The organism is Acinetobacter calcoaceticus (assembly GCF_900520355.1).
GTDB lineage: Bacteria > Pseudomonadota > Gammaproteobacteria > Pseudomonadales > Moraxellaceae > Acinetobacter > Acinetobacter calcoaceticus_C.
Genome location: NZ_LS999521.1, coordinates 582,338 through 601,652 on the forward strand (window position 1 = coordinate 582,338; position 19,315 = coordinate 601,652).

The 19,315-nt window shown below is 38.1% G+C and carries 17 protein-coding genes; 7 read left to right on the forward strand and 10 right to left on the reverse strand.

Going from position 1 to position 19,315, the window contains the following annotated elements; translation table 11 throughout:
• Nucleotides 1-2 precede the first annotated feature (2 nt).
• Nucleotides 3-1,037, forward strand: a complete 1,035-nt coding sequence (locus AC2117_RS02845) for a glycosyltransferase (protein WP_133971777.1) — start codon at nt 3-5, stop codon at nt 1,035-1,037.
• Here the strand turns inward: AC2117_RS02845 and AC2117_RS02850 are convergent.
• Complete coding sequence (locus tag AC2117_RS02850) at nt 1,034-1,921, reverse strand: hypothetical protein (RefSeq protein ID WP_133971779.1); 888 nt, start codon at nt 1,919-1,921, stop codon at nt 1,034-1,036. The two genes, AC2117_RS02845 and AC2117_RS02850, sit on opposite strands and share 4 nt — an antisense overlap.
• 83 nt (nt 1,922-2,004) lie before the next feature.
• Between AC2117_RS02850 and AC2117_RS02855 the strand changes: the two genes are divergently transcribed.
• Nucleotides 2,005-2,772 (forward strand): glycosyltransferase family 25 protein, encoded by a 768-nt coding sequence (locus tag AC2117_RS02855; RefSeq protein WP_133971781.1) that lies wholly within the window; start codon nt 2,005-2,007, stop codon nt 2,770-2,772.
• A gap of 38 nt (nt 2,773-2,810) precedes the next feature.
• Here AC2117_RS02855 and AC2117_RS02860 read toward each other — a convergent pair whose 3' ends face one another.
• From AC2117_RS02860 to AC2117_RS02875, 4 genes are all read right to left on the reverse strand, one after another.
• The gene (locus AC2117_RS02860) at nt 2,811-3,734 is read right to left on the reverse strand and encodes a glycosyltransferase family 32 protein (protein ID WP_133971783.1); all 924 of its coding nucleotides are present in this window, start codon (nt 3,732-3,734) and stop codon (nt 2,811-2,813) included.
• Nucleotides 3,735-3,766: 32 nt separating this feature from the next.
• A complete protein-coding gene (locus AC2117_RS02865; protein ID WP_042897543.1) occupies nt 3,767-3,982 on the reverse strand; it encodes a hypothetical protein in 216 nt (71 codons plus the stop codon).
• 149 nt (nt 3,983-4,131) lie between these two features.
• Entirely contained in the window at nt 4,132-5,916 is a 1,785-nt protein-coding gene (gene aspS, locus AC2117_RS02870; protein ID WP_017392427.1) for an aspartate--tRNA ligase, read from the reverse strand.
• A gap of 171 nt (nt 5,917-6,087) precedes the next feature.
• On the reverse strand, nt 6,088-6,852 hold the full coding sequence (locus AC2117_RS02875; protein WP_133971785.1) for a DUF4184 family protein: 765 nt from the start codon (nt 6,850-6,852) through the stop codon (nt 6,088-6,090).
• Nucleotides 6,853-6,988: 136 nt separating this feature from the next.
• Between AC2117_RS02875 and znuD the strand changes: the two genes are divergently transcribed.
• On the forward strand, nt 6,989-9,076 hold the full coding sequence (gene znuD / locus AC2117_RS02880) for a zinc piracy TonB-dependent receptor ZnuD (RefSeq protein WP_133971787.1): 2,088 nt from the start codon (nt 6,989-6,991) through the stop codon (nt 9,074-9,076).
• Between the two features lie 75 nt (nt 9,077-9,151).
• On the forward strand, nt 9,152-10,615 hold the full coding sequence (locus AC2117_RS02885; RefSeq protein ID WP_133971789.1) for a phospholipase D family protein: 1,464 nt from the start codon (nt 9,152-9,154) through the stop codon (nt 10,613-10,615).
• Between the two features lie 291 nt (nt 10,616-10,906).
• Here the strand turns inward: AC2117_RS02885 and AC2117_RS02890 are convergent, their stop codons facing one another.
• Nucleotides 10,907-11,353 carry a hypothetical protein gene (locus AC2117_RS02890; protein ID WP_133971791.1) on the reverse strand — a complete coding sequence of 149 codons (447 nt, stop codon included), beginning with the start codon at nt 11,351-11,353 and terminating at the stop codon, nt 10,907-10,909.
• A 165-nt stretch (nt 11,354-11,518) separates the two neighbouring features.
• Here AC2117_RS02890 and AC2117_RS02895 point away from each other — a divergent pair, with 165 nt between their 5' ends.
• Entirely contained in the window at nt 11,519-11,908 is a 390-nt protein-coding gene (locus AC2117_RS02895; protein WP_133971793.1) for an RcnB family protein, read from the forward strand.
• 48 nt (nt 11,909-11,956) lie between these two features.
• Here AC2117_RS02895 and AC2117_RS02900 read toward each other — a convergent pair whose 3' ends face one another.
• Nucleotides 11,957-12,439 (reverse strand): phosphate-starvation-inducible protein PsiE, encoded by a 483-nt coding sequence (locus tag AC2117_RS02900; protein ID WP_133747719.1) that lies wholly within the window; start codon nt 12,437-12,439, stop codon nt 11,957-11,959.
• 181 nt (nt 12,440-12,620) lie between these two features.
• Here AC2117_RS02900 and AC2117_RS02905 point away from each other — a divergent pair, with 181 nt between their 5' ends.
• Nucleotides 12,621-13,586, forward strand: a complete 966-nt coding sequence (locus tag AC2117_RS02905) for a quinone oxidoreductase family protein (protein ID WP_133971795.1) — start codon at nt 12,621-12,623, stop codon at nt 13,584-13,586.
• 137 nt (nt 13,587-13,723) lie between these two features.
• Here AC2117_RS02905 and AC2117_RS02910 read toward each other — a convergent pair whose 3' ends face one another.
• Nucleotides 13,724-14,434 (reverse strand): glutathione S-transferase family protein, encoded by a 711-nt coding sequence (locus tag AC2117_RS02910; protein WP_133971797.1) that lies wholly within the window; start codon nt 14,432-14,434, stop codon nt 13,724-13,726.
• 123 nt (nt 14,435-14,557) lie between these two features.
• Between AC2117_RS02910 and AC2117_RS02915 the strand changes: the two genes are divergently transcribed.
• Nucleotides 14,558-15,436, forward strand: coding sequence for a LysR substrate-binding domain-containing protein (locus tag AC2117_RS02915; protein ID WP_133976149.1), 879 nt, complete (start codon nt 14,558-14,560; stop codon nt 15,434-15,436).
• 69 nt (nt 15,437-15,505) lie between these two features.
• Here AC2117_RS02915 and AC2117_RS02920 read toward each other — a convergent pair whose 3' ends face one another.
• The gene (locus AC2117_RS02920) at nt 15,506-17,287 is read right to left on the reverse strand and encodes an acyl-CoA dehydrogenase C-terminal domain-containing protein (protein ID WP_133971799.1); all 1,782 of its coding nucleotides are present in this window, start codon (nt 17,285-17,287) and stop codon (nt 15,506-15,508) included.
• Nucleotides 17,288-17,454: 167 nt separating this feature from the next.
• Nucleotides 17,455-19,257, reverse strand: a complete 1,803-nt coding sequence (locus AC2117_RS02925; protein ID WP_042897530.1) for an acyl-CoA dehydrogenase C-terminal domain-containing protein — start codon at nt 19,255-19,257, stop codon at nt 17,455-17,457.
• Nucleotides 19,258-19,315: the final 58 nt, after the last annotated feature.

Sequence of the window (19,315 nt, forward strand, 5' to 3'; positions counted from 1 at the left end):
CTATGAAAATTGTTCAGGTATTGGCAACGAGCGGTGGAATTGGTGGATTAGAGCAGCACACTTTTAACTTGGTTAATGAGCTTGCTTTGAATCATGAAGTGCATGTGATTGCACATCCTTGCTATGTAGATAAGTTTAGCCAGAAGGTACATTTTCATGTTGTCGATTTTGCACGTAGCCGCTGGAATATTTTTTTACTTTGGCAACTTAAAAATCTGATCCAACAAATTCAACCTGCTATTGTTCATGCACAAGCTGGAAAGGCGGCTGAGTTGATTGCCCGAATTAAGCCATTTTTATCTGGCCCAAAGTTTGTTACAACCGTGCACGGCACTAAAAAAAATAAATCTGCCTATTTAGCCGGCGATGCGGTTATTGCTGTGAGCCAAGCACTCACACAAGGGATTCCAAAGTCGAAAGCACATGTAGTTTACAATGGGGTTTATCCTCAACCTGCTCTTACAGCTGAAAATAAAGAAAAATTACTTCAATCTATCCAAAAAGATTTTGCTGAGCTAGACCTTAACAAAAAAGTTGTCATGTGTATTGGACGTCTAGAACCAGTAAAAAATATCAGTTTATTGATTGAGTCGATGCAACAGATTGATGCCAATTTATGGATTGTAGGCGATGGTTCACTTCGAGCAAGTTTAGAGAAACAAGTCAGTGAACTTAATATGCAAAGTCGAGTCGCTTTTCTTGGGTTTAGAACTGATGCTCGAGATTTGGTTCAGTTGGCAGATGTTGTAGTTTTATCTTCTGACCGCGAAGGTTTTCCATTGGTGATGGTTGAGGCTTTACAGGCCGATAAAGCAATGGCTTCAACCAAAGTCAACGGTGTGATTGAGTGGCTGCCAGAACAATATCTGGCAGAAATTGGTGATGCACAAGGTTTAGCTAAAGCCATTCAAACTGCACTTAAACCAGCTGCACAAGATGATTTTAGCCCACTTTATACAAAAGCCAAGGCTGAGCTCACTGTGCCAGCCATGGCTGAGCAGACGCTTAATATTTATAAGCAGCTGTTAAAAACTTAATTATTTTTTGGTGTAAGACGAATGGCGTCAAGTACCACAAAGTTATCTTCGACATTAATAGTATGGCAACCGTCATCTGCCTGATTCCAGTCAGGCAAAACCACTTCTAGCAATTTTTCTTCATAAGCTGTTGGGCTGAGCTGAGTAATCGCCTTTAATTCGATATTCCCACCATAACGCTTTAAAGAATCTTGACTTGGTCGAACCAGTTGCCCTTTATAAATAAAAGGCTTGCCCGCCATACGAAACTGCTGATTGCCTCTGCACACTGGATTCATTGGGTGCTCTTGCCAGTTAGGATTCAAAATATCTTCGGTAAAGAAAAGATCTAAGCGGTCACCAAACTTCTTACAATCACGCCGCGTTGAAGTAAAAAGATACCATAAGCCTTCGTGATAAAAAGGTGTGCTGTCTACTGCTTCGATATTTTCGATTAGATTAGAATACTTTTCCCATTTCAGTGGAAACTCAGTACATGTCCAAAGCTCAATGGTTTTATTAGCCGAAGTCTCTGGAATCATGTACCAAGTGTCTTTTACTTTAAATATACAAGGATAAGAGAGGTGATAGTCGAGTTTTAAGATTGTCTCAGGTGATGTGTAGGTGCCATCCTTAAAGACTTCTAAAACAGAAAGAAAGCCGACAGGATGCTGATCATCGACTTCTTCAAAAAAAATAAAATGACGGCCATTTTCATAAGCATAAAAGCTATCTGCAAATGTAAACTTTTTAGGGGAATGGATCTCAAAGAGTGAATGTAATTGCTCAAGTGTTGTAAAGGGTTGTTCTAGCCAGCCGAAACGCATATACCAATGAGAGTCAAAAGATTTTGCTTTTTTTGCTTGTTGGTATTTGTACCATTTTTTTTGAATTGAACGAATCATGACAATACAAGAAAATAAAAAAGATATATTAACTCTATTTTACATTAGATATGATACTTGCTGTTTAAAAGGGGAATAGCTTAATGAAGATTTATGTTGTAACTATCGAAGATGAAAAATCACCTCGTTTAAGTAAATTCCTCGGCCAAAATTTTTTTGAAAAAGGAAATTTACCTATAACGAAGGTAGGAATTAAAGGGGGAGAACTTTCAGCAAAAGAATATTTTGAAAAAGCTGTAAAAGGACGCTCTAAACCATTAACTCCAGCAGAGTTAGGTTGTACCTTGTCTCATTTAAAAGCTTTAGAGCTTTTTCTTGAATTGGAAGATGAATATGCATTGATTTTTGAAGATGACGCTATTTTACCCCATGACTTAAATCTCCAAGATTTGGAAACAGAACTCAAAAAACTTAATTTGCCTAAAAATATTTTGCTTAGTTTAGGCGGTATACAGATGAAAGAAAGTTTAAAAGTTAGAGGAATATTAAAAAATGAGAAAATTTTTAATAAAGATATATTAGAAGTACATCCTCACTTTTATAATCGTGTAAATTATGCTGTCGCGTATATCGTTGATCGTGAAATGGCTAAAAATTTAATTGCTTATCATCATTTAATTAGAAAAGCAGATGACTGGAGTTATTTGTTTGACTTCAGTGAGAATTCTCATATCTTGATGACATATTTAGTAGATCATCCCGTAATTAACTTAGGTGAAAAGGATACGCAGTTAAGTGCAATCGAGGGAGAGCGTGCAAAATCTTTAGATTTACCTAAAAGTCGCTATGGTGAATCTATAAATTATAATTTTGCGAAATTAATATATAAAAAATATCCCTTAAATAAATAAGTTTAAAAATAAAAAGAGGTAATTAAATTACCTCTTTTTTAAAAATCCAAAAAAGAATTATTTTTAAATTTATTTTTAAGCACATAGGGAATTAAGAGTGCTCGATCAGATCCGATTAATTTAATGAGGAAGGGCATTTGATCAGGTCTATGTTTTAAAACTAAAGCTTCAATGAAATAAATATTACATTTCAAATCAATATTTTGATATAAAAAGGCATTTTTATCACAATTAATCAGCGAGATACTGGTTGGCATTTCTCGTAAGACTTTTTGACAAGCCACATAAGCGATTAGATACTCAAGTAGTCCTATATTTTGAAAGTATTCACAATAATTCGGTTTTGTATTTCTGATTTCAGAAATATAGTTTTTAACTCCAAGCTTTAAAGCATAAGATAATTCATCTAACCATTTTTTAAAGAAAATATTTCCTTTTTCTGAGGCAAGTAACCAATTCTCTATAACAGGATATTCTTTTACTGTCGTATTCGCAGCTCGATAATATGCAAAAGCAGATGTTTTATTGTTTTTACAAACATCGGTAATCCATTCAAGATTAGTATAGGTTATAATACTTGCATCTAGCCATATTCCTCCATAATAATAAAGAAGATAAAATCTTAATAAATCTGATTTTTGTTGGGGAGTTAAATTTTTGTAAGCTGAAAAATCAAAATCACAAAATTCTGATATGTTTTCAGAATTTAAAATATAAACTTGATATTCTGGATTTAATTGTCTTACTTGATTAAAACACCTTTTTACCAGTTCAGGTATTTCTGAGTCCCAATACATCCAAATTATCTTAGGTATAATAATTTGGGAATTAGCCAAAGGATTTAAAATAATAGGATCTGCAAAGTTTTCTGAATCAATATTCTTAAATCTTATATCTTTGTAGAACCTTAAATTAAATAATAAATAACGAAAAATTTTTCTTGTAGATTTTCGTAGACCCATAACAACCTCAAATGATAAATAGAAATATCTTTTTATTTATCGGCATTGCCTTTTAAAACCATATAAATCAGTGCAACAAAAATAAGCAATGCACCTGCTAGGCTGCTTATGCAGAAATAAAGAATACGTTGATTTGTATTGATATTAAATAATTCATTTGCAAGGATATAGCGCATGAAAAACCATTGCGCCAGAGAGAATACAATTACGATTAAAGCATGTCGACGTACATCAGAGCGCATTGCCATAATGAATTACCAAGGGAGAAAAAGTGGTGATATTATGCCACTGACCTGCCTATTCGCAAAGCATAGCTTACTTAAGTGAATTATGTTATTGATATTAATTGATAAAAAACCCTGCATAAGCAGGGTTTTTTAATTTGAAAATCTAAAAATTATTTAGATTCTTCAGCTTTTGGCTTTTCACGTAAGCGGATGCCCAAGTCACGAAGCTGATTTGCTTCAACAGGAGCAGGTGCTTGAGTAAGCGGACATTCAGCAGTCTTAGTTTTAGGGAACGCAATAACGTCACGAATTGAAGTCGCGCCAGTCATTAACATCACTAAACGGTCAAGACCAAATGCTAAACCACCATGAGGAGGGGCACCGTAACGAAGCGCATTTAGCAAGAAGCTGAATTTCTCTTCTGCTTCTTCATCAGAAATACCAAGCGCTTCAAAAATCGCTTTTTGCATTTCTAACGTATAAATACGAAGCGAACCACCACCAACTTCAGTACCGTTCAATACCATGTCGTAAGCAACAGAAAGTGCTTCGCCTGGATTGCTCTTCACTTCTTCTACGCTTGATTTTGGTAGCGTGAATGGATGGTGAACAGAAGTCCATTTGCCATCGTCAGTTTCTTCAAACATTGGGAAGTCGACAACCCAAAGTGGAGCCCACTCACAAGTTGAAAGATTCAAATCATGGCCAATCTTCACACGAAGAGCGCCCATTGCATCATTTACAACTTTAGCTTTATCTGCACCAAAGAATACGATATCACCATCTTGTGCACCGACACGTGCCAACAGTTCAAGTACGATCGGTTCAATAAATTTCACGATTGGAGATTGAAGACCTTCAATTCCTTTAGCAAGTTCATTAACTTTGATATAAGCCAAACCTTTTGCACCATAGATGCCAACGAATTTGGTGTATTCATCGATTGCACTACGTGGCAATGACGCCGCACCTGGAACACGTAAAGCAACAATACGGCCTTTAGGATCTTTTGCAGGACCCGCAAATACTTTGAACTCTACTTCTTGCATTAAGTCTGCAACATCGACGAGTTTCAATGGAATACGCATATCAGGTTTGTCTGATGCATAGTCACGCATTGCATCTGCATACGTCATGCGTTGGAATTTATCGAATTTAACGCCAAGAAGTTCATCGAACATCTTCACAGTGAGGACTTCCATTAAGTCCATAATGTCATCGTCACTCATGAACGATGTTTCAACGTCGATTTGAGTAAATTCTGGTTGACGATCAGCACGTAAGTCTTCGTCGCGGAAACATTTTGCGATTTGGTAGTAACGATCAATACCACCCACCATCAACAATTGTTTGAATAATTGTGGTGATTGTGGAAGTGCATAGAAACTACCATTTTGTACACGACTTGGTACTAAGTAGTCACGCGCACCTTCAGGTGTTGCACGTGTCAAAATAGGTGTTTCAACGTCCAAGAAACCATTATCTTCGAAATAATTACGAATAAGATTGGTCAATTTAGAACGGAAGCGTAAACGATCCAACATTTCAGGACGACGAATATCTAAGAAGCGATATTTCAAACGAATTTCTTCAGAAATATTGGTATTTTCATCATTTAATGGGAATGGTGGAGTTTCAGAAGCGGCAAGAACTTCGATGTCTTTACCTAAAACTTCAATTTGACCACTCACCATGTTGGCATTTTCAGTACCTTCATAACGGCGACGAACACGACCTGTAATTTTTAATACATATTCAGAACGTGCTTTATCTGCAGTTGCAAATGCTTCTGGAGTATCTGGGTCAATAACCACTTGAACGAGACCATCACGGTCACGCATATCAAGGAAAATAACACCGCCATGGTCACGGCGACGATGTACCCAACCGCATAGTGTAACGGTTTGGTCGATTTGGGCTTCAGTTAAAGAGCCACAGTAATGAGTTCGCATCATAATGAAGATTATCCAAACTATATTGGCTGAAAAGACGGATGCGTAAACCGCGCACCGTCAAAAAAAATAAGTTTTCGATTATGCCTTGTTGCATGGTTTGTCACAAGAAGTAGATCAAAAAACCGCAGAAATTAAGCGAAAAATGAGCAATTTGGCAGCAAGATTTCCAAATTATCCCAATCGTTGTTGTCTATCCAAAAATAGGAAAAGTAAGCAACCTAAACTAAATGTGCTGAGCCAACCTTGCATAAACTCATTAATAGAACGGCCAGTGAAATAGTAAGTGTCGGCGTGCCAAACCTCATGTGGAATGTAGCGGGCATAATCCCAAAAAGAAAATAAACCTAAGAGTGTAGATAGTATAAAAAGAGTCCACGCAAAAACTTTAATTTTTCTACTTACTTTCCAATGTTGTTTATAGCGTTGGTAATAGTGCAAACACATCCAAGCGAGAAAAGGCAAAGCAAGAGCAGAGGAGCCAAGTTGTAAAAGACGATGTAATGGATAAGGATGACCAAAAAGATGAACAGTCGTTGCTAATACATCTTTAAATGCAAAAGTTCGGAAGTCTGCATGCGTTAATCCATCCCAAATCAGATGAGTTGCAATGCCTAACGCTAGTGCAAGCAATGTTCCAATCACAAATATAGAAATACGTTTTAAAGAATTGAGCGCAAGATCATGTTGCACACCAAAAAAACGGTAAATCACTGGGCGATAAAGAAAATACCAAATTGCACAAAAGACGAGGCCTAACGTAAGGTTGGGATAAACCAGACCTTTCCATTGGTGAGTCAGCATGCTGGCATGAACTGTAAATAAGCGGTAAAGATCGGGTGTCATACTCCCAATTGCTAAAGCGGCAATTGGCAAAGTGTTTTGGCTAAGCTTGGATAGAGGCGGAGCTATAACGGCATGAGAGATTGTAAAAGGCATTAGAAATCAAAAATTACTCACATCATTCAAACAAACAGTCTAGCGAATCATCGGTTAATAAATGTTTTTTATTGCAAAAGAATTGAAATGTTATAATATAACAAAACAAGACGCGTAACGATTAGAGAATCACCTCATGTTGTTCTATAAAAATATTTTGACCTTATCCATTTTAGCTGTCATATCCGTTCCTTCGTTTGCAGCAGAAAATGAAAATGTTGAAAAGTTAGAAACTATTCGAATTAAGGCTCATCCACTTGAGCAAACTTCACAAGATTTTGCTGTCGCAGATACAGTCGTTGATCAAAAGCATTTATCGCAAGGTGCTGCCACCATTGGGGACGCACTCAGTAGCGAAGTGGGAATTTATGCTAATCAGTTTGGGGCTGGTTCGAGTCGTCCAGTCATTCGGGGACAAGATGGTCCACGTGTTAAGGTGCTTCAAAATTCATCAGAAAATATTGATGTCTCGACCTTGTCTCCTGACCACGCGGTAACTGTAGACCCTGTTCTTGCAAAACAAGTTGAAGTGATTCGAGGCCCATCTACTTTGCTATTTGGTGCTGGAACTGTCGGTGGTTTAGTCAATGTAATTGATAACAAGATCCCTACGCAAATGCCTGAAAACGGTTATGAAGGACAAGTTGGCTTACGTTACAACACTGGAAGTGATGAAAAACTAGCGAGCGCTGGTGTAACTGTCGGTTTGGGCAGCCAAGTGGCTTTACGCGTTGAGGGGCTAACACGTGATGCGAATAACTACATTGCACCAAACTATATTCATGAAGGTGAAAAAGAGCGTCGTGTAGACAATACTTTTGCTCAGGGTGATTCAGTTAACGTCGGGTTATCTTGGATTTATGACCGTGGTTATACAGGCATTTCTTATAGCAACCGTCGAGACCAATATGGTTTACCTGGGCATAGCCATGAATACGAAAGTTGTAGTGCTCATCTAACAGGAAGACCGCATTTAGATTGTGGCGATCATGACCATAATCATGAAGGCCATAGTGATGAAGAAGCTCACGACCATGGACATGAAGAAAATGAGCATGAACATGGCGGCCCATGGATTGACTTAAAATCCGAGCGTTATGATTTTAAAACTGAGTTAAATGATCCTTTTGCGGGCTTTCAAAAGTTACGTGCTCAGGCAAGTTATACTGACTATCAACATGATGAAATTGAAGAAGAGACAATTGCGACCCGATTCCAAAACAAGGGCTATGACGGACGTATTGAGTTAGTACATAACCCGATTGCTGATTGGGAAGGCGTCATTGGTGCACAGTTGGGCCAGCAAAAATTAGATTTAACTGGCGAAGAAGCCTTTATGGCTCCGACCACTACCAAAAAGTGGAGCGTATTTGCCTTAGAACATAAACAATGGAAAGACGTACATTTTGAGCTTTCTGCACGTGCAGATCAGCAAGAAATTGACGTAGATGATAACTCTAAACAAGATTTTGATGGTTCTGCATTTTCTTATGCTGGTGCTGCAAATTGGGAGTTTGCGCCAAACTATAAACTTTCTTTTGTCGCTTCACATCAAGAACGTTTACCTTTAGCTCAAGAGTTATATGCAAATGGTGGGCACTTTGCGACCAATACTTATGAGTTAGGAAACGATCAACTCAGTAAGGAAAAATCGAATAATGTTGAGTTAGGTTTGCATTATGACAATGACAAACTTGACTACCATTTTCATGTTTATCATAACTGGTTTGATGATTATATCTATGCGCAAACCCTTGACCGCTATAAAGACTTCCGTTTAGTTCAATACACCCAAGATAAAGCACGCTTCTATGGTGCAGAGGGTGAAATCGGTTATCAAATTACCCCAATGTACAAGATCAGTGCTTTTGGTGATTATGTACGCGGTAAAATTGATGCCGAAGGAAATGCACCACGCATTCCAGCAGGCCGTTTAGGGACTAAAGTCGATGCAGACTTCGGTGATGGTTTTAGCGGTTCTGCCGAGTATTATCATGTCTTTAACCAAGACAAAATCGCGGCATACGAGACTGAAACTGAAGGCTATAACATGCTCAATCTTGGTGTGGCATATTCTGGGCAATATGGTGTAAAAACAGATTATCGCGTCTATATGAAAGCGAATAACTTGTTAGACGACACGGTTTATCAACATGCATCGTTCTTATCAAATATTCCACAAGTTGGGCGCAATTTTACAGTAGGTGTTGATTTTAAATTTTAAGGCTTTAACACGAAACTAAACTTGAAAAATCAATCCAAAAGACCTAATTTGAAAGCATCAAGTTAGGTCTTTTTTATGCGTATTTTTCAGCGAATTCATCAAAAAATAAATTGGTCAGGGCGTCGTTATATGGCGGTATTACTTTGCGTTGTTGCTATTGCATATCTTGCATCGGCAATTTACCACACAGTAAAACCATTGCCACAAGGCATCAACTTTAGTGGCAAGCTTAGACATGCCGACGTTAAATTTTTAGCAGATAAAACCTATCTTGATGCAAAAGGCCAACAGCAGCTTGATCAGCATATCTTTAATGAAATCTTGAAAATGATTGATGAGGCGCAAACCACCATAGTCGTGGATATGTTCTTGTTTAATTCAGAAGTTGGTGATTCAAAAATAAAGCAAAGACCACTTATGCAAGAGTTAACCGATGCATTGGTAAGTAAAAAAAGACAAAATCGCCAAATTCAGATTGTAATGATTACTGACCCGATTAACTCGGTCTATGGGGGCTTAAAACCTGAAAATTACCGTCAGTTACGTCAAGCGGGTGTTGATGTAATTGAAACCAATTTAGGCCCATTACGTGCGTCTAACCCATTCTGGTCAGGTTTATGGTACATCTGCTGCCAGAATGTTGGAAATAATCCTGAAAAAGGTTGGTTACCCAATCCGTTCGGTGATGAAAAAATTACACTGCGTAGCTATTTAAACTTATTTAACTTTAAGGCAAATCATCGTAAAACCGTGGTCGTCGATACCGATGCGGGCTGGAAATCACTCGTAACTTCTGCAAACCCACACGATGGTAGTTCTAGACACTCAAATGTTGCGTTGGTTGTAACGGGAGCCATAGCAGCAGATGTTTTACAATCTGAAGCCGCAGTTGCACGAATGTCGGGAAGTAGTGCACCCTCGCTCATTTTAGGTGATTTTGAAAAAGACGTAACCAAACCTCAAGTCCAAGTCTTAACTGAAGGGGCAATTTATCAATCTGTATTGAAATTGATTAACTCGGCTAAGCCTAAAGAGCATCTTGATTTGAGTATGTTCTATTTATCTGAACGTAAGATTATTCAGGCTCTAAAAAGTGCTCAAGAAAGAAGTGTTATTGTCCGAGTTCTACTTGATCCAAATAAAGATGCTTTTGGCCGACAAAAGAATGGTATTCCAAACCGTCAGGTGGCTTCAGAGCTACATGCTGTGGGCATTCCAATCCGTTGGTGTGACACACATGGTGAGCAGAACCATAGCAAAATGATATTGAAATATAATGCTCAACAAGCTGAGTTGATTGTAGGATCGGCTAATTTTACAGCCCGTAATTTAAAAAATTATAACCTTGAAACTGACATGCTGGTCATTGGAAAAGTTCAAAATCAAGTCTTTAAAGATGCTCAAGATTACTTCAATACATCATGGTCAAACCTGCAAGGTAAACAGATGAGCTTGGACTATGCGAAGTATGCAGATGAGTCAAAAGTGAAATACTGGATTTATCGTTTTATGGAATGGTCAGGATTGTCGACTTTTTAATTCTATTTTTTATATAAACGGTAAGACTCTATATTCACGACGGAGTCTTACTTAGTTTCATCGTAAGCTTGAAGCTTATTCGTTGCCGTGATTTTGTACAAAATTGGCAAGATGATTGGCGACATGGATGTCGCCGTTTCACTGTGTGGCAGGGAAGCTACATCAGTGAAACAATGGTTTTTGTCACTTTTGACCTTTCAAAAGTGAGGCATTAGCCTATACAAAAGACATTAGAACATCACTGTAAGTAAAGGCTGTGCAATAAGAAGGATAAAACTAAATAATATGATTTTAAGGCGCTGGCGGAATCAATTGATCCAAAGTCTTATCATCTAACTTTTCTAATTCACTCAAATCAGTCTTAATTTTCCACTGTGACTCATCATCTACAGGATTTGGTAAACGTGCCTCAAGCCAGTCACAGACCACATCTGGAGAAAACTCCGGATGATTACATTGAATAATCCACGATAAAAAATCTTTTGCTTCACCGTTCATATAAGGCGGTGGAGAAACAGGAAAGAATAAGGTCGGTAGGCGTTCATTTGTTGATAGGTAGTTTAAAACATGCCCTAATTCTTGAACTGTTTGCCATGCAAGTGGGTGTTCTACATCAATACTGAACTTAAACCACCAAGCATGTTCGCCATCTGCTCCATGAGCCATGATACGGGCTTCTTGTACGGTTGGAACTTTGCAAAAAAATTGATGAAGACGTTCAAAACTGATTTCAGACACAGCAATTGACCTAGCTAGAAAAAAGCTAATGTTAGCATAGATACAGATTCTTCATATTTTCTTTATAGTCATTACAAACCTTAGCAATCTCATCTGTTTTATTCATGGTTTCTCCTTGACTGTCTTTTAATCTAGCTTCATATCAGGATAAAAAGGAAATGGGCCATGAAAAAGCCAATCGTTCTTGTACTTTCGACATTAATGTTGGGTATATCAGCTACCGCGATGGCCGATACAAATCATCGTTGGGATAATAATCATGGTAGAGACCATGACCGATATGAACATCGTGATCGCGATGACCGTCGCCATGATTACCGTAATGATCATCGAGCTCCACAGTGGTCAAATGCGGATCGTGGAAAGCACTATGGTCGTTATGTTGCATTCAAGCGTGGTGAACGTATTCCTACTCAATACCGCAATAACCGCTACTATGTTTCAGACTGGCGATCGCATCGCTTATATGAGCCACCACGTGGATATCATTGGGTTAAAACGCCTAACCAATATTTACTTGTAGACTCAAAACATCAAATTTATCGTGTTCGTTAATTTTGAAATAAAGAATATATAAATGGCCTCAATGTTGAGGCCATTTTTTTATGCTAATTCGTCATCTTGCGGTTGAGGGGGCTTTAAGGTTGTTGGTGTTTTTGCATGTTTTTCTTTCATCACAGAAGGATAATTCCAAGATGCAAAACGAACGACTAAGATCGAAAGCGCTAAAATAAGAATCGATCCTGTAATAATGACTTGGTCCATATCCGCTTTATGGTCGTGTTGAATATCTGAAATGAGTAGGCGGGTTAAAGCTGTAATCGCAACATAAATAAGGAAACGTACTGGCATATGATTGGTTTTAAAGTAAATGCCAACCATTGCCCCAAGTTCTAAATATATAAATAACAATAAAATATCATCAATTGAAGCATACTTTTTGATGGTCAAAATTTCAAAAACAGTATTAGCTGCGGACCAAGCTACCATACAGCCAATAATAAATAAGGCTAAATAGTGGAATGCTTCTACGGCATAGTGACCGAAACGGTCTAAAATCCGCTCGTATTTTTTAGGATCAGGCATAATGGGATCTTTTATTTGCTTCAGAATGATTAGAAATTAAAACAAATTCCATGCCAATGGAAATAGTTCGCTTAAAAAGTTTATCTTTATTTAATAAAAAGAAAAAAGTAGAGGAATAAGCTTTGTGTTCATTAATATGGTAAAAATAAATTAAATTTTACTAAGTATGAAAGGATAAAAAATGAAAGCGGTAAAGCTATATCGTTATGGAAATCCTGATGAACTTATTTATGAAGAAATAGAAAAACCACAAATAAAAAATGGGGAAGTTTTAGTAAAAGTTTCAAGAGCTGGAATCAACTTTTCAGATATTTATCAACGTAAAGGTGTAAATCCTTTGCCATCTTTACCTTATATTTTAGGACAAGAAGGGGCAGGTATTGTTGTTGAATCTTTAAGTTCAGAATTTAAAGTAGGCGATAGAGTTGCTTGGCTTGCTTCAAATGGGGCTTATGCTGAATATGTGAGTATTCCCGTAGATAAATTAATTCATATTCCAGAGGGTATTAGTGATGAGATTGCGGTTTCTAGTTTAATGCAGGGACTAACTGCCCATTATTTAGCTTATTCGACTTATAAGGTTAACTCTGAAACAGTTGCGTTGGTTCATGCAGGAGCGGGTGGCGTAGGTGCATTGCTCGTTCAATTATTAAAAAAACAGGGTGCAACCGTTATAACAACTGTATCTTCAAATGAAAAAGTAGTTCTAGCTCAATTTGCTGGAGCCGCCTTTGTAATTGATACGAGTAATCAAAATTTTGTGGAAGTTTGTAGAGAAGTTACGCAAGGCCAAGGTGTAGATGTCGTTTATGACTCTATTGGACTCGTGACTTATGAAGGAAGTCTTTCTGTTGTTAAGCCATTAGGGCTGTTGGTTTTGTTTGGTCAATCAAGTGGTAAAGTTCCACCTATTGATCCAATCGCTTTATCAAAACAAGGATCAATTTATTTAACGAGACCGACATTAGCTACCTATACTGCTACTAGAGAAGAACTACAAAAGAGAGCGCATGAGGTCTTTAAATTAATAGAAGAAAATATTTTAAAGGTAAATGTAAATAAGGTTTATGCCCTTGATCAGGCTTCGCTTGCCCACCAGGATTTAGAATCAAGAAAAACCACAGGAAAGTTACTTTTAGCGCCTTAGAAAATAATCTTTATAAATAAAAAAATGCCTGAAAGTTCAGGCATTTTTTATTCATTATTTAACTGAAATTGAGTTATAAATTAATCTTCACTAAAGCCTCTTTGCTCTATATTTGGAGCATGATAGCCAACAAAAAGTTATCTTAAGTTTGTATGTTGTTGGAGAATATCTTCAAGTGAAATATGACCTAAAAAGTTACCAGTACTCTCAATAGCCTGTTCTTGTTCGATAGCATGTGCAAATTTTACAGCTGCTTGATCTTGTAGTTGCTGATAAAGACGCTGGCAGTTCGGGAAATGATTAATATCAATTACATCATGATATTTCAACCAGCGTGCTATACCCGCGTAGTAGCCATCAACGAAAGACAATTGATCGCCCATTAACCATGTTTGCTCTGTCAAGCTATGCTCTAAAGCAGTAAATGCTTTTTTGACTTGTGTTGCTCCATATTCACGTAATGCGTGAGTGGCTTCTTCCGATGAAGAATGCTCAAGGCTATACCATAAGGGGCTAAATGCGTTGAATAACGTGGTATTTAAGAAAGCTAGCTTCTGATTGAACTGATTAAATTTTTCTGTTCCTTGTTGATAGTGAAAAGTAGTGTTTGAGCTTTTTGCCATGAGATAACTCAAGATCGCCATGCTTTCCGTTAAGACTTTACCATTGTCGTAGAGCAGGGCTGGTGTTTCACCTACAGGATTAATTCGGCGGTATGCCTCGGTATTGCATTGTACTGGCATCTCGATTCTACATAGTTGATAGGGTAAACCAGACCATTCCAATGCAACAATAGAGCCAAATGAACAACCAGAAGGGATACCATAAAATAAAGTGAAAGTTGACATGATGATTACTCTTGTGTGGTGTGTAGAATCATCTTAAGTCGGCAGAAAAGTTTCTAGTAGTCAGGTATTATGAAACTTATTGTCTACATATATGGACATTGAAGAATGCTACTTAGACAAAATTTGAATGACGTTTTTCTCTTTGTTGTGGCTGTAGAGCATCAAGGATTTTCTGCTGCAGCTAAACAACTCAATTTACCTAAATCCACGATTAGTAAGCGTGTGGCGATATTAGAAAATAAGCTAGGTTTAACCTTAATCCATCGTAGTTCACGTAGTTTTGTACTAAGTGAAGCTGGAAAGCTTTTTTATCAGCATGCTAAAAATGCGGTCGATGAATTTCGCTATGCTGAAGAAAATTTATTAATGCAGCAACAAGAGCCTAGTGGTGTGGTCAGATTGAGTGCTTCGGTGCCAATTGCTCAGTTTCTTTTATCTGATTGTTTACCTGAGCTTGCAGAACGTTATCCTAAATTATTATTACAAATAGAGGTAACTGATCGCTACGTAGATGTCATGAGTGAAAACTTTGATATTGTGATCCGTAGTCATTTTCAATCATTACCAGATTCTGGGTTAATTCAACGTGTGCTGACAAATGACAAGATTATTGCTGTTGCTGCACCTACTTATTTAATGAACACAGCCTCAATTAATTCACCACAAGATTTAGTGGACCATCAAGGATTATGGTCTGATCTGCAAATGAATCCTTGGTCCTTCAAGCATATGTCTGGAGAAAAAGAGATTGTACGACCAAATATTCGCTTTGTGGCAAATGAAGCAGAAGTTTTGAAAGGTGCTGCGAAGCGAGGAATTGGTATTACGCTTTTACCCGAAACATTTTGTGTGAATGAACTATCGAATGGAAGTCTAATTCATGTTTTACCAGATTGGTCTGCAGGTAATGTAACGACCAGTTTGCTCATGTTAACAAGACGAGGATTATTACCCAGTGTAAATATTACTGCTGATTTTTTAGTAGAGAAATTAAAAAGATAAGATTTTTTGAGCTTTTGTTGAATTAAAAAAAATGCCTAATTTCTCAGGCATTTTTTATTCAATAATTAATTAAGCTTGGTTTGTGAAGTAGTCTTCACTAAAGCCCATAACTAAGTCAGAACCTGCTTTGATTTTAGCAATACGCGCATCAATATCTGGCAAGATACGTTCAACAAAATATTGAGCTAAAGCAAGTTTGTTTTGATAGAAATCACCAGACTTATCTTTTGCTGCCCCTGCAATTTTCGCAAACATAAACGCAAAGCTGAGTAGGCCAACTGCATGTAAATAATCAACTGCCGCAGCATTTGGGAAATCTACGTTTTCAGCAGCTTGTTCAATAATGAACTGAGTAATAGCTTCAATTTCAGTTGCAGCATCTAAAGTTGCATCTTTAATGAAGTTTAAGTCTGTGTCTAAGTCGTTTGCAAAGTCACGAATTTCAGTGATGTATTCAGCAATGAACACGCCGCCACATTTAATGGTTTTACGACCAATTAAATCTTGAGATTGAACGCCGTTCGTTCCTTCGTAAATTTGAGCAATACGGAGATCACGGATACATTGTTCCATACCCCATTCACGGATATAGCCATGACCACCAAATACCATTTGAGCATCTAAAGTTGCTTGGAACGCTGTATCTGTGAGGTAAGCTTTAGCAATCGGCGTTAAAAGTGCAACGCGATTATTGGCTTTTTTTACAGCTTCTGCATCAGTTGAGAATTTAGTGATATCGAGCTGTTGACCTACATACACTGCAAAAGCACGAGATGCTTCATTGTTTGCGCGTACGTTTAACAACATACGACGTACGTCACCATGTACCAAAATGCTATCTGCTGGTTTGTTTGGTGATTGAACACCTGCTGCACTACGGCCTTGTAAGCGGTCAGTCGCATATTGTGCTGCATTTTGATATGCAAACTCAGATGCGCCTAAACCTTGAATACCCATTGATAAACGTTCGTAGTTCATCATGACAAACATGGCAGCAAGACCTTCGTTTTCTTTACCAACCAGGTAACCTTTTGCTGCATCAAAGTTCATCACACAAGTTGCAGATGCTTTGATCCCCATTTTATGCTCGATAGAACCTGGTCCAACTAAGTTGCGTTCACCTAATGAACCATCTTCATTTACAAGATACTTAGGTACGATAAAGAGCGAGATGCCACGTGAGCCAGCAGGGGCATCAGGCGTTTTAGCAAGTACCAAGTGAATGATGTTTTCTGCTAAATCGTTATCACCACCAGTGATGAAGATTTTAGTACCTGTAATGTTATAAGTACCATCTTCATTAGGTTCTGCTTTAGTTTTGATAATACCTAAGTCAGTACCTGCATGTGGCTCTGTCAAACACATGGTGCCTGACCATTCACCTGAATAAATCTTAGGTAAGTAAGTTTCTTTTTGTTCTTGAGATGCATAGCTGCTTAAAGCCATGCCTGCACCCACAGAAAGAAGCGGGTAGAGCATAAATGATGGGTTAGTTGCAAATAACATTTCATCAGAAAGAACGGTGAGCATTTTTGGCATGCCTTGACCGCCCCATTCTTCGTCGGCACCTAAGCCAATCCAACCGCCTTCTGCATATTGACGGAATGCATCTTTAAAACCAGCTGGTGTGAACACTTCGCCGTTTTCATAGCGAGCGCCTTCTTCATCACCGGTACGGTTTAATGGATGAGTCACGTTCTGAGCAAATTTAGCCATTTCTTCTAAAATTGCTTCAGCAGTTGCAGCATCTACATGAGCGAGTTTCTCATTAGACTGCCAAAATTGTTCTGCTTTGAATACATCATTTAAGATGAATTTCATATCAGCTAAAGGAGCATTGTAAATTGGCATAATCGTTCACCTTTTTTGTGCACATTGGCCTGTGCTAGATATCCTGTAAAACGAAATGGATATGGAATTTAAAGTGTAAATTTATCATTGATTTTATAAAAAAAGGACCGTCAAAACTGAGCAGTCCTTTTTCGTTTTTTAACATTGCATATCGCAACTAACTATGGTTAGAAAGCGAAATGTTCAGCATCTAATGACATTAATGGATCGAGACCACCCGCAATCACATCGACATGTGAGCGAACACGTGGCAAGATTTTTTTGAAGTAGAATCGAGCAGTTGTTACTTTTGCATTGTAGAAATCAACTTCACTATTACCTTCTGCTAATTTCTCTTGTGCAACAAGTGCCATACGAGCCCATAGGTACGCTAAAGTGATATAACCTGAGAAGTAGAGGTAATCTACAGCAGCAGCACCTACTTCATCTGGGTTTTGCATTGCACGCATACCAATTTGCATGGTGAGATCGCCCCATTCTTTGTTAAGTGCTGCAAGCGGCTCAACAAATTCTTTCATGGCAGCGTTGTCTTTGTTTGCTTCAACAAATTTGTGAACCATTTTGGTAAAGTCTTTCAGCATTGCACCTTGAGTTTGCAATACTTTACGACCTAACAAATCAAGTGCCTGAATTTCAGTTGTACCTTCATACAAACAAGCAATACGTGTATCACGTACGATTTGTTCCATGCCATGCTCAGAAATGAAACCATGACCACCGAAGACTTGAACACCGTGCTTAGCAGACTCAGAACCAGTTTCAGTTAAGAATGCTTTTGCAATTGGAGTCAATAAAGACAAGATGTTGTCAGCAAACTTACGCTCTTCTTCTGTTTCGCCTTTTTCAACGATGTCAGCGTATTGAGCAAGTAAGTAAACAAGTGCACGACCGCCTTCAGCAAACGCTTTTTGAGTTAAAAGCATATTACGTACAGCAGGGTGAACGATAATTGGATCTGCATCTTTTTCTGGAGCTTTCGGACCAGAAAGTGAACGCATTGCTAAACGTTCTTTCGCGTAAGTTAACGCACCTTGGAAAGATGATTCAGATGCTGCTAAACCTTGAACAGCAGTACCAATACGTGCTGTGTTCATGAAGGTGAACATACAATTCAAACCACGGTTTTCAGGTCCAATCAAATAACCTTTTGCTTGGTCAAAGTTGATGACACAAGTCGCGTTACCATGAATACCCATTTTGTGTTCGATAGAACCACAACGTACCGCATTACGCTCGCCCACAGTTCCATCTGCATTTACATGGAATTTAGGAACGATGAATAATGAGATACCTTTAGTGCCTTTTGGCGCACCTGGTAAACGTGCAAGAACGATATGAATGATGTTCTCAGCCATGTCGTGTTCACCAGCAGAGATAAAGATTTTCTCGCCAGAAATTGCATAGCTACCGTCAGCATTTGGTTCTGCTTTAGAGCGGATAATACCTAAGTCCGAACCTGCATGAGATTCAGTTAAGCACATCGTACCTGTCCAGACACCTGAAACAAGGTTTGGTAAATAAATATCTTTCTGTTCATCAGAACCATGATGTTCTAATGTACGTACAGCACCATGAGACAAGCCAGGGTACATACCCCAAGACCAGTTTGCTGTACCAACCATTTCAGAAATTGCAATACCTAGAGAGTTAGGTAAAGCCTGACCACCGTATTGTTCTTCTGCTGATAAAGACGGAAAGCCAAGTTCAATATATTTTTGATAAGCTTCTTTAAAGCCTGTTGGAGTGGTAACTACACCATCATTCCAAGTACAACCTTCGCGGTCGCCAACTTGGTTTAAAGGAGAAAGTTCATTTTCACAAAAGTCTGCCGCAGCTTCTAAATATTGATCAACCAATTCACGGCTTACGTTACCTTGGAAATCAGGTAATTTTGCATAGTGTTCTTCAGCATTTAATAATTCATGCAAAACGAATTGCATATCACGTAAGGGCGCTTTGTATTGTGGCATATCGGGTTCCTCAATACTGGTGAAACCAGAGTTATAATCTTAATCTATGATAATGTGC